Origin of the sequence: Ureaplasma ceti (genome assembly GCF_040369755.1) — a bacterium.
GTDB classification, from domain to species: domain Bacteria; phylum Bacillota_I; class Bacilli_A; order Mycoplasmatales; family Mycoplasmoidaceae; genus Ureaplasma; species Ureaplasma ceti.
Genome location: NZ_BAABQM010000004.1, coordinates 47,269 through 60,145, shown reverse-complemented (window position 1 = coordinate 60,145; position 12,877 = coordinate 47,269). Strand labels below are relative to the sequence as shown.

Genomic DNA, 12,877 nt, shown 5'->3' with positions numbered 1-12,877 from the left:
TGTTTGGTTAGAAATTATTTTTCAATAGCTTTACTTAAAACGACTGATTCGTTTAAAGCTTGAGTTCTATCGATGTATGGTTTTACTACTTCTGGTTTATGTAATTTATTAAATTCATAACCAACGATGAAGAAGATAATCATTGCAGCGCCGATACATCCTAACATAATTCAGTTTTCAATCATGTATGCACCCATGTATGAGTTGAATGACATATCATGGTTCATGATTTGACCTTTAACTCAAGGAGCAAATCAGCATGCTAATGAAATTCCGACAGCTAAGAATGTTTGGTAAATACCCATTGTGTTCATTACAGCTTTTCTTGAAGCTAGTTTTAACACTAAAGCTAAAACTAAGTTGAATAATAAGCCGTAAGCAAATCCGTTTAAGATTTGGATGAATAAGTAACCAATTGGGTTTCTAATGAATGCTGCAGCGACTTCGTAGCCCATTCAGATTACTGATGCTAAGAAGAAGATACCGATTAAGTTTCATCTTCTAATTAAAACTTGAATGACTAAGACTCCAGCGATTAATTGGAATAAACTGAAGATGGCAGGCATTCATCCTTCGTAAGCTCAGCTTTCGATACCTGTGTAGTGAGCAAGCGCTTGAATATGCAACATTGCCACTGCACCAGAGTTAGTGAATTTCACGAAGACTATCAACATACCAGCTACTGCTAGCAAGAAGAATAAGAATGCTTCTTTAGAGTGTCTGATATAGAATGGTTTTAGATGTGTGTAGTATTTTCTATTCACTAATGTTGTAGTGATTCTCTTATCTTCTCTTAAGAAAATCAACATTAAGAATACTAGACAAATAATAGCTAAGGCTAAGGCTCATAAAACTAATAAAGTATGTGTGTTAATTTTATTACCTTCAGATACCACAGTTGCTGCACTTCTCACAACTGACATTAATGGTGCAGAAATGAAGTTGGCAACTAATGGTGGAATTGTTAATAAAGAAATAGTTAAGAACGATCTGTCTTTACTGTATTGTTCTTTAAACAACAATTCGTAACTTCCAATACAACTTGCTCCGATACCGATCGCAAGTGCTTGTAAAATACTTGCAGTTGTAGTTACTTCACATAAAATTGGTGCTAATAAACAAATTTGCACAATAATACTGAAGAATAAGAACGCTTTACGGTATTTAAATACGTAACTAATGACGTTCGCTAATAGTCTCACTACCACCGAAGAGAATCCGTAACCGGCGACAACAATTCATAATAAATCTGTATCACCGATTGAAAGTTGTAATGTACCTCGGTAAGAGCGGATTAACATAACTGGAATTCAGTAAAGGGTATAGACTATGAAAAAATATCTAGTTGTGTTATTTTCGAATTTCATCAAGCTAATGGCTAAAATAGCTGCGATTAGAATCAAGAAGAAAAACACCAAATTAACAGCAATGGATACAACCTGCGAGTGCGTATGAATTAAATTAATGTAATGATCCATAATTACCCGTTCAAATTAATTAAATATTTTTTTCTTAAATAAAAATAAATTAAATTTACAAACCTTTCAAAGAAGTGTTCCCAATTAATGTATACATTAATTAGTTTAATCTTATCTATTTAATCTTTATAATTTTACTTTATTATTTTGATTTTAAAAATGGAATAGACTTTTCCACATATTCAACAAAAATGATTCATATTAAGCATAATAAATTCGATTTTGTCTTTTTATTTTCCGAATTAACTTTTATTGTGATTAATATAAATTAATCATTCTATAATAATAGATATTACTTTTAAACGAGGATTGAAAATGTTTAGTATAGATTTAATTAGAAATAAACCAGAATACGTAAAAGAAAAATTAGGCCACAGACATTTTGATACTAAGGCCATCGACGAAATCATCAAGTTAGATGAACAAAATAGATTGATTAAAACTGATTTACAACAAATCAACGCAAAAAGAAACCAAATGTCTAAAGAAATTGGTTTATTAATGGGTCAAGGCAAAAAAGAAGAAGCCTTAAAAATCCAAGCTGAAGTTGCTGAATTAAAAACTCAAATCAGTGACTTAACTACTAGCCAATCATCCTTAGAAAAAGATTTAATGTACAAATTAGCTTGTGTTCCAAATATTTGTGACGATAGCGTTCCAGTAGGAAAAGATGAAAATGATAACGTGCCACAACACTACTTCAGTGAACCAACTAAATTTGGTTTTGAACCTTTAGCTCACTGAGACCTTGCTGTAAATAACAAGTTAATCGACTTTGATAGAGCGACTAAGATTTCAGGAGCAAGATTCATTGTTTATAGAAATCTTGGAGCAAGATTAATGAGAGCCTTACAACAATTCACATTAGACCACAACGTGAAGTACGGTTTCACAGAAATCTTACCACCAACAATTATTAACGCTAACTCTTTATACGGTTCAGGACAATTACCTAAATTTAAAGAAGATGTTTACGTTTTAGAAAACGACGGCGAATCAATGTACTTATCACCAACTGCTGAAGTACAATTAGTGAACTTACACCGTGATGAAATTATCGATGCTAAAGAATTACCAATTAGATACACAGCTAACACACCATGCTACAGAAGTGAAGCGGGATCTGCTGGTAGAGATACTAGAGGGGTTATTCGTCAACACCAATTCTGAAAATCAGAACTTGTAGAATTTACTAAAGCTGAAGATTCATGAACAGAACATGAAAAATTAACAAGATGTGCTGAATTAGTTTTAGAAGAATTAGGTTTACCTTACCGTAGATTATTATTATGTACAGGTGATACTGGTTTCAGTAGTGCAAAAACTTACGACTTAGAAGTATGATTACCTTCATACAACGAATACAAAGAAATTTCATCTTGTTCAAACTGTTTAGACTTCCAAGCAAGACGTGCAGCAATCAGAACAAGAAACGAAGAAGACAAAACAGTCTTAGTTCACACTTTAAACGGTTCAAGTTTAGCAATTGACCGTTTATGAGCTGCGGTAGTAGAAAACTACCAACAAGCTGATGGTTCAATTAAAGTTCCTGAAGCTTTAATCCCATACATGGGTGGCTTAACAGAAATTAGATAATTTCAAAAACATTAAATTAGACAACAAAAAAACCACCTTTCAAGAAAGGTGGTTTTAAAATCTTACATAAAGTGGCTTGGCCGGCTACCCGGTATAGTTAAATACGACTTGGGAGAGAAGTGTTGCAGTGGAAAATGCGTCTTCTACATTCTTTCGAGCCCGGTCCTTAAGATTTTATTATTTAATAATAATAGAAAATATGAGAATTGAGAAAATAAAATGCAACATAAGGGATTATTTATTACATTTGAAGGACCTGATGGCTCAGGAAAAACCACTTGTTTAAAGAAAGTGACAGTGTGATTAAAGGAACTAATTGAGCAACAAAAGATTCAATTTAATGATGTATTTGTCACAAGAGAGCCTGGTGGCAAAGGCAATATCATGGCCGAAAGAATTAGAAACTTAGTTTTAGATACACGTGATTGTACTATTACCGACAGAACAGAAGCGTTATTATTTGCGGCTAGTCGTGCTTCACACGTAGAATTAACAATTAAACCACATTTAGAACAAAATGATTTAGTGCTGTCTGACCGTTTCGTGGACTCTTCATTAGTGTATCAAGGTGGCACTAGAAATTTAGGAATTGATGCAATTCGTACTATTAATGACTTTGCAACTGCTGGTTTAAAACCGGACTTTACTTTTTTATTGATGGTGTCAGCAGAAACTGGTTTAAGTAGAATTGCAAAAAACAACAGAGAAACTAATCGTTTAGATGATGCTGGGATTGAATTTCATAAAAAAGTGCAAAACTTTTATAATGACTTATTAAATACAGATTCAGACAATAGAATAATATTGATTAACGCTAATCTTAATGAAGAAGAAGTGTTTAAACAAGTTCAAGAAAAATTAATTGAAAAGTTACATATAAATGAATAAAGCAAATTTAGAACACTTAAAACAACATAATTATCATGCTTTGCTATTGGTACAAAGCCCATCGTGTGATGTTGACGGATTCATATTAGAATACTTTGAAAGTATTCTACAAAACAAGGTTTTAGATCTAAACATCCAAACCCAAGCAATTAATAAATTACATCATGAGCAATATTGTGATTTACTAATGTTTGATGGTTCAAAAGGAACCATTAAAAAAGAAGATATTTTAACTATCCAAAACCAGTTTATGCGTGCGGGTTTAGAATCAGCAAATTGTAAATTTTATGTTTTGAAGAATTTTGAACAAGCTACTGCTCAAGCAGTTAATTCATTATTAAAATTCTTAGAAGAGCCTGTAGAGAATGTCTATTGCGTCATTACTTGTAGTAATGAATATAAGTTATTGCCAACGATTGTTAGTCGTTGCGAAAAAATAAGATTAGTGACTGACTGAAACGCGGTGAATGCGGTTTTACATGAATACCAGTTGCAATCATGACAACAAACCACTTATCCACATAGTTTTACTAATTTAACTGATTTAAAAACTTACTTAAACTCTGAGGAGTTCACTTTATTAGATAATTGACTAGCCGTTATGTTGCAGTCTCAAATTGACGTGAAACAACTAAAAAACTTACAAGATACCTTTAAAACTTTTGGTTATTCACAAATTAACTTTTTATTAACTTGCCTAATTAATTTAGGCAATAATATCCAAAAAATTAAGTTTTTAAAATTATCTGAAGACTTAATTTACAATCCTAACAAAACCTTACTTTTCAACCAAATTATTCAAATTTTTAAGGAGTAAATTTATATGTTTAATTTACCAACTATTTGTGCGATGGCTACAGCTAGAATGAACTGTGCTATTCACATCATTAGAGTGTCAGGTTATGACGCTTATGATATTGTTAATAAAATTACTAACAAGCCTGTACAAAAGAAATCTTTTGCTATCCAAAGAGCTTTAATTATGGATGGCGACCAAATCGTTGATGATGTATTAATTAATACTTTTGTAGCGCCAAAAAGTTATACAGGTGAAGATACATTAGAAATTAACTGTCATGGTGGTGTGGTCGTAGCTGACTACATCATGCAATTATTATTAAAAAATGGGGCTACTATGGCTACTCGTGGTGAATACACTAAGAGAGCAATGTTAAATAAAAAGATTGACGTTTCTCAAGTCGAAGCTATCAACAACTTAGTGTACGCTAACAACAGATACAGCGTTAAAGGTTCTGTAAACGCTTTAACTGGTAAGGTAAGTGAAGAATTAAAACAATTCCAACACAGTTTATTTATGTTAATCGGTCAAATCGAAGTAAATATTGATTATCCAGAATTTGATGATGTCCCAGAAATTACACCAACTAAAGCTTTAGAAACTACTAAAGAATTATTGACAAAAATTGACAAATTAATCACTAACTCTAAGAGATTCGTGCCGTTAAATGAAGGGATTAAAATTGTTATTTTAGGTAATCCAAATGCTGGTAAATCTTCATTATTAAACGAGTTATCACAAGTAGATAAAGCGATTGTAAGTGATATTGAAGGTACTACTAGAGACATTGTAGAATCAACTATTAACGTGGATGGTATTACTTTAAAATTATTTGATACTGCTGGATTAAGAGAAACTGAAGACTACATTGAAAAAGTGGGTATTGAAAAAGCTCAACAAGCAGTAGATAATGCGGACTTAATTCTGTTATTAAGACCAGTAAACGAAAAAGAAAAACCGTTTGAAGAAATCTACAATCCTGCTTTAGCTAAACGTCACTTAATCGTGTACACTAAAGCCGACTTAGATACTAACTGTCACCAAGCTGATTTACAAGAAAACGAAATTTTAATTTCTGTAAAAAATCATGATTTAAACAATCTATTAGACAAAATTAAAGAAATCTTCCAAGTAAAAGATTTCGAAGCATCAGATATGACTGTTTTACAATCAACAAGACAAATTGGTGTATTAGAAAACGTAAGATTATCTTTAGTAAACGCTATTGATAACTTAAGCAATAACGTACCGTTAGATTTGATCGTTTATGACTTTGAACAAGCTAACTTAAAATTAAACGAAATTTTGGGTAACGGTAACGAATACGATTTCTTAGATGAATTATTCGCAAACTTCTGTGTAGGTAAATAATTATGAGAGCATATGACACACATACCCACACTAATGTGGAACCCTTAGACCAAGAATTTCAAGCTATTAAACAACAATTAGAAGACTTAAATTTATACGCAAACATTGTAGGTTATGACGTAGAAAGCAACGCTTTAGCTATTGAACAGTCTAAATTATCTAAAAATTTATTTTGTGCGTTAGCCATTCATCCTAATGATGTTGGTCGTTATGACATTGAACCCACTTTACAAACTATCGAAGAACAAGCATTGGCTAACCGTGAAAAAGTGGTAGCAATTGGTGAATGCGGTTTAGATTACTATTACAACAATGATGAAGCCACTGTAGCAAACCAAAAAGTTTGATTCAGAAGACAAATTGAATTAGCCAAAAAATTAGATTTACCAGTGAATATGCATATTCGTAATGCGCATAAAGATGCACAAGCTATTATTGCTGAGTATGCTAACCAAGGAATTACATTCATTGTTCACTGCTTCACAAGTAATAAAGAAGATTCAGAAGCTTACGTAAAATTAGGCTGTTATATTTCAATCCCTGGAGTAGTAACGTTTAAAAACGGTGGTGACATCAGAGAGGCTTTATCTGTTATTCCGCGCGATAAATTATTAAGTGAAACTGACGCTCCATGATTGGCGCCAGTACCTCACCGTGGTAAAACTAACTATCCATATTATGTGTTAGACACAAATAAATTTTTAGCTAACGAACTAAATATGGAATACGAAGAATTGAGTGAAATGCTGTTCCAGAACGCTGTAAAAGCATTCAAAATTAAATGATAAAATAATTAGTTATAGTCCATTAATTAATAAAGGAGAATTCCACATGAGTTTTTGACACAAAAAAGGTTCTTTTAAAAAAGACCAAGAAAACGATCAAGCAAAAGACACAAATAATGAATTTTCATTAGATCATGATGAAACTATTCCTAATAGTCACGTTGAAACAACAAGTAATGCCACTGACAATAATGACAGTGCTCAACCAGAAGAAAAAGTAGAAGCAGAAAGAGTCAACGAACCAACTCCTGCTGAAAAAACTGAAGAAAATAAACTAAAAGATAGAAAAGAATTAAAGAAAAAAGTTAATACTGCGCGTCAACAAAAGAAAGAACAAAAAGCGTCTTTCAAATCTTTATCAAAAGAAGATAGACAAGCTTTAAAAGACAGAGCTAAAAATGTGGAAAAGTTAAATAAACCACATAACGGTCCTAAAAATCTTCCATTATCAGGTGATAACATCATTGAATTAAAAGATGTTGTTAAATTTTACTCTAACGGTTACGTGGTAACCCAAATTTTAAAGGGAATTAACCTAGAAATTAAACGTGGTGATTTTGTAATTATTTTAGGTCCATCAGGTTCTGGTAAAACAACTTTAATGAATATTATTTCTGGTTTAGATAGAGCTTCAGACGGTATTACAAACGTTTGTGGAACAGACTTAATTAATTTAAAAGACAACGAATTAACTAAATTTAGAAAAGACAACGTTGGTTACGTTTTCCAACAATATGGTTTATTACCAAACTTAACTGTAAGAGAAAACGTTGAAATTGGAGCCAACCTACAAGCTGATAAGTCTAAGAGATTAGATGTTTTTGAAATCTTAGATTCTGTTGGTATGTTAATGCATAAAGATAAGTTCCCACACCAATTATCAGGGGGACAACAACAACGGGTTTCTATTGCGAGAGCCTTTGCGAAAAACCCTACAATCTTGTTTGGTGACGAACCTACTGGGGCCATTGACGAAGAAATGTCTAAGATGGTTTTAAAAGAATTTGTCGGCATCAACCGTAAATACCAAACAACTGTTATTATCGTTACCCACAACCCTATTTTTGAAGAATTAGGTACTTTAGTAGTCAAAATTAAAGATGGTAACATTTCGTCATTAATTAGAAACGAACACCCTAAAGAAGTAGATGAATTACCTTGAGGACAAGAATAGCGAGGGAACATGCGTTTTAATTTTTTAGATAAGGTAACACCGGCGAAAAGAATCTTAGACAAGGCATCTAGGATTGCTGATAAAGTTATTGCTCAAGAAGAAGAGTATAAAAAATATAGTCTAGAAGAACTAAGAAATATTACAGCTGATTTTATTGAACGTTTAGCACGTAATGAAGTTACTTTAGATGATATTTTGATTGATGCATTATCAGTTATTAGAGAAGCGTTTGATAAAGTTAACGGCATGAGAGCTTATAAAGTGCAATTAATCGGGGCGATTATTGTATATTTTGGGGACTTTGCCGAAATGATGACAGGGGAAGGGAAGACTTTAACCCTAGTTTTAGCGTCATACGTTGGTAGTTTGGTCAAAAAAGGGGTCCACATTGTGTCTGTTAACGAATATTTGGTACAACGGGATGCTGAATTTTCTAATAACGTTTTAAACAAATTGGGCTTAACTGTAGGTTACATTAAATCTGCTATGAGTCCGGATGAAAAGAAAACGAACTACAATTGTGACGTGACTTACTGCTCTAACTCTGAATTAGGTTTCGACTACTTAAGAGACAACATGGTGAAAAGATATGAAGACAAAGTGCAACGTGGGTTACACTTTGCGATTGTCGACGAAGCCGACTCAATCTTGATTGATGAAGCCAGAACACCATTAATTATTTCTGGTTCGCCAGCTAATGATATTACTGACTACATTCAAGTGGATAGATTTGTTAAAACTTTAGAACCTAATGACTACTTAATAGACGATGAATCAAATTCTATTACTTTAAGTGATGAAGGGGCTGCTAAAGCAGAAGCTTACTTTAATGTAGAAAACATTTACGACTTAGAGTTTAGTGATAAAGTACATAAAATCAGTAACGCTTTAAGAGCTAACTACTTATTCTCAAACGGTAACGAATATATCGTTAAAAAAGACGATAAAGGTAAAGACGTTATTGCCCTAGTTGACCACTTTACTGGTCGGATCATGGAGGGTAGAAGTTATAGTGCTGGGCTACAACAAGCCATTCAAGCAAAAGAAATGGTAGAAATTGAACCGGAAAACTTAACAGTTGCCACTGTGACTTACCAATCTTTATTTAGACAATACGTACGTCTAGCAGGTGTGTCTGGAACGGCTTATACAGAAGCGGAAGAATTATTAAACATCTACAACATGGTAGTAGTAAGAATTCCGACTAATAGACCGATTGCACGGATTGACCAACCAGACTATGTTTTTGGTGATAAAAAAACTAAATGAAAATATGTTATTGCCGAAGTTATTAAACGTCATAAAACTGGTCAACCTATTTTAATTGGGACAGCTGCTGTTGAAGATTCTGAAATTTTACACTTGTTATTAATGAGAGTGGGAATTCCACACTCGGTTTTAAATGCGAAAAACCACGGTCAAGAAGCTGAAATTATTAAACATGCCGGCGAGAAAGGTCAAGTAACTATCGCCACTTACATGGCTGGTCGGGGAACCGATATTAAATTAACTCCTGAAGTAAAAGCTTTGGGTGGTTTATATGTAATTGGAACGGAAAGAAATGAATCTAGACGGGTAGATAACCAACTACGTGGTCGTGCTGGTCGTCAAGGTGACCCAGGCGAATCCAGATTCTTTATTAGTTTACAAGATACCTTATTTAAAAGATTTGCCACTGATAAATTCCAAAAAGCCAACACTAAAATGGAAGACGAAGTGATTGACTTGAAGTTCTTTAGTAGATTGTTAGATAACACGCAAAAGAAAGTTGAAGGGTTAAATTACGATACTAGAAAGAACTTAATTGACTATGATTATGTATTAAGTTCACAAAGAGAATTAATTTACAAGCAAAGAGACAAGATTTTATTATCATCTAATGTATTACCTTTATTAAAGAAGATGTCACGTTATGTGATTGATGAAATCTTAAACAGAAATAGAGATGAAGTTAACCGGGACACAATTAATGTTGCGGTAGTTGTAGAAGAATTTAATAATACAGTTTTCCACAAAGAACTTTTAAAATACGACGAATTAAAAACACTTAAAGCTGGAGCTTTAAGTGAAGTCTTACAAAAACAATTAAACGAATGATTGGATGAAGAGTCACAAGTACTTAGCTTTGACCAATTTAATGATTATGCAAGAAATATTTTAATTGACAACATTGACGAAGCTTGAACTCAACATTTAGATGCAGTAAATAAGGTGAGAGAAGGGGTTAACCTAAGAGCTTACGAACAAAGATCGCCATTAAACATTTATGTAGCTGATGCTGATAAATTATTTAATGAATTAAAACGTAAAATTGCAATCAGAACAATTAAAACAATCTCATCAATTAATAACCCTGAATTTGGTGGTAATGGTGGTTTACACTTCCAAGAACAACCAAATATTAACCAAGATGATGAACTACGTGCTTTACTAGCTCAAACTAACGGTCACTACTTACAAGATATTTTCAGTATGGACCAAAAGAACTTTGTTTGAGAAATGGTTTTACCACAAGAACCAATTCCGTATAAAGATATCGATACTCCAGTAGTCAACATGGATATTAGTACTGAAAATAATTTATATTATTAAGATTGAGAAAAACAGTTCCTTATGACTAGGAACTGTTTTTATATAAAAAAAACAATACCACCAGAAGACCTGGTGGTATTGGTTAAGCTGACATTTTAAACTTTTTCTAAAAGGGAGGTAGTTTAAAAGTGCGATTGATATTTAATTTTATAAGAGAAAGAATAAAGATGTATCTTTTATAAAATAGATTACTTGTTAGATAAGATTAGTCGTTTGTTAGAGAGATAAGTTTTTCAGTTTCGTTGTTTTCGTTAATTTGGTTACTGATTTTTAATTGTGTAGCGATTTTTTGGAATTTTTGTTCTTCGTATGCGGCAACAGAACCGTATTTATGCGTTGCGTATACGTTTTCAAAAGTTGTTGGTAAGAAAGTGAATGCGAAGTATAATAACAATACAACTACAGTTAAAATTCTTGAAACAAGTTCAACGTGGTTTGTAGTGTCTAAATGTTCAAGTCTGAACAAGAAGAATAAGTTAGCAATTGGTTCAAAGACATTGAAGAATAATGGGGCAACCATCAAGATAATTGATAAGATTGCAAATGTTTTGAAGTATTTATTAGGTGCTACTTTTACGTGTTGAGTTTTTCTGTTTTTTAAACCACCGTAGATGGCTACTGTGATGAAGGCAAATGTGAATAATGATGTTCAGTTTGCCATTAAGTCACAGAATGAGTATAATTTAGCCATACCGGTTCCGTAGTTGTAAATAAATGTTGCATCAGAAGGGTTGATTGCTTGACCTTCAATAGTTAAGGCTTGAATTGTTGTACCGTGTTGAAGTTGGTTCAATCAAGTACTGTAAACTAGTTTTCTATCTGCAGCATTACTTAAATTTTCAGTAACATTTAGTAATGGTACATCTGGGTGTTGAATACCAGATTGTAACAAGGCTTCAGCCAATTTAGGATCTGCAACTGCTAATTGTGCAAATGATACGAAACTTTGGTTAGCATAGCCACCAGCATCAATATATCCTAATCCTCCGATAATGCTAAAGATAAGGATGACTGGTAAAGTGATGATGATATCGTAAGTAATACCCACCACTGGTTTATGCGGATTTAATTTAGCTACATATTTAGCTGATAATGGTAATTCACCATCTCTAATTAAATCTTCAGTGAAACGTGGTTTTCACATTGCGTATCCGTTAATAATACTTAATACACTAATACCTAAAATAATTTTAAATGTCGCATAAACTTGAACACATTTATGGTCGGCAAAGAAGAATAGTAATCCTTGAGGTCCACCATTCTTTGAACCTAATGACATTGAAATTGCTAAGATTAAGTAAATAACAGTAATGACTGATAATCCTAAAATAATTGCCATAGGCGCTTTTTTAGGTTCCTTCATTTCTGATTGAACACCGGCAGCAACATAGAAACCGTCGTAAGCGAAGAAGATACCGGCAGCGGCTAAGAATAAACCGAAGCCAGGTGTCATACTACCGAATGATCACACCGCATCGCTATTTTGACTTCCTTCTGCTAAAGGAGGAGCGATAAATCCTGCAGCGTAGTTTCCGGCAACGTGGCCTAATTCGCCGATAATAACAAAGCCAGTAATAGCAGCGAAGGCTAATGGTAAGAACTTCACTGACATAATAATTCAGTTTTGAATGTTACCGGCTTTTGAAGAGAACCCACAGACTAAAATGAAGTATAAGGCAATGCAAATGGCAATAACCATAATGATTGCTCAGTCAGCGTGAGTTCCAAGACCATCATAAGCGTGACCGTCATTCATATTGATAGAAGCGATTCCATCTTGGAATGACATTACGATATAGAATGGCATAACAAAGTAATCTAAAGGCAAGTATACATAAAACATAAAGTTTTTGCATGCTTTGTAAATTCATCTTGAATTGAATGTTTTACATCATCCAATTACAGAAAGGTTGTCATTTCTAGCACTGGCAATTTCGATTAACGCAATCCCCATGCACATTACTGCAAATGCAGCAAAGATTCAGCAGAACATTGCGAAGACAATCGATCCATGAGAATCACTTAAAACAGAACCTGCTTTAAAGAAAATTCCAGAACCAATACTAGACCCAACGGCAACTAACATTGCTGAGAAAAATCCGATTTTTTTCTTAGTATCAGCGTTAGCAAAACTTTCTACATTTTCTTTCTTACTTTTTTGTAAAGCATTTAACTTTTTCATAAAAGAAGATTA

General features: G+C 33.1%; 9 protein-coding genes. 7 read left to right on the top strand and 2 right to left on the bottom strand.

Annotation, left to right across the window (positions count from 1 at the left end):
* Positions 1-14: 14 nt before the first annotated feature.
* Complete coding sequence (locus ABWU82_RS03160) at positions 15-1,478, bottom strand: MFS transporter (RefSeq protein ID WP_353290053.1); 1,464 nt, start codon at positions 1,476-1,478, stop codon at positions 15-17.
* A 315-nt stretch (positions 1,479-1,793) separates the two neighbouring features.
* Between ABWU82_RS03160 and serS the strand changes: the two genes are divergently transcribed.
* The 7 genes from serS to secA all read left to right on the top strand — a co-directional run bounded on the left by serS (position 1,794) and on the right by secA (position 10,683).
* The gene (serS, locus tag ABWU82_RS03155; protein WP_353290052.1) at positions 1,794-3,074 is read left to right on the top strand and encodes a serine--tRNA ligase; all 1,281 of its coding nucleotides are present in this window, start codon (positions 1,794-1,796) and stop codon (positions 3,072-3,074) included.
* A 219-nt stretch (positions 3,075-3,293) separates the two neighbouring features.
* On the top strand, positions 3,294-3,962 hold the full coding sequence (gene tmk, locus ABWU82_RS03150; protein ID WP_353290051.1) for a dTMP kinase: 669 nt from the start codon (positions 3,294-3,296) through the stop codon (positions 3,960-3,962).
* The gene (locus ABWU82_RS03145; protein WP_353290050.1) at positions 3,955-4,779 is read left to right on the top strand and encodes a hypothetical protein; all 825 of its coding nucleotides are present in this window, start codon (positions 3,955-3,957) and stop codon (positions 4,777-4,779) included. The genes tmk and ABWU82_RS03145 overlap by 8 nt, the downstream gene beginning before the upstream one ends.
* 6 nt (positions 4,780-4,785) lie before the next feature.
* Positions 4,786-6,132, top strand: a complete 1,347-nt coding sequence (mnmE, locus tag ABWU82_RS03140) for a tRNA uridine-5-carboxymethylaminomethyl(34) synthesis GTPase MnmE (RefSeq protein WP_353290049.1) — start codon at positions 4,786-4,788, stop codon at positions 6,130-6,132.
* A gap of 2 nt (positions 6,133-6,134) precedes the next feature.
* Positions 6,135-6,920 (top strand): TatD family hydrolase, encoded by a 786-nt coding sequence (locus tag ABWU82_RS03135; protein WP_353290048.1) that lies wholly within the window; start codon positions 6,135-6,137, stop codon positions 6,918-6,920.
* A gap of 43 nt (positions 6,921-6,963) precedes the next feature.
* Positions 6,964-8,091, top strand: coding sequence for an ATP-binding cassette domain-containing protein (locus tag ABWU82_RS03130; protein ID WP_353290047.1), 1,128 nt, complete (start codon positions 6,964-6,966; stop codon positions 8,089-8,091).
* Between the two features lie 9 nt (positions 8,092-8,100).
* Positions 8,101-10,683 (top strand): preprotein translocase subunit SecA, encoded by a 2,583-nt coding sequence (secA, locus tag ABWU82_RS03125; protein ID WP_353290046.1) that lies wholly within the window; start codon positions 8,101-8,103, stop codon positions 10,681-10,683.
* A gap of 205 nt (positions 10,684-10,888) precedes the next feature.
* Here the strand turns inward: secA and ABWU82_RS03120 are convergent, their stop codons facing one another.
* Positions 10,889-12,865 carry an APC family permease gene (locus tag ABWU82_RS03120; protein WP_353290045.1) on the bottom strand — a complete coding sequence of 659 codons (1,977 nt, stop codon included), beginning with the start codon at positions 12,863-12,865 and terminating at the stop codon, positions 10,889-10,891.
* Positions 12,866-12,877 lie beyond the last annotated feature (12 nt).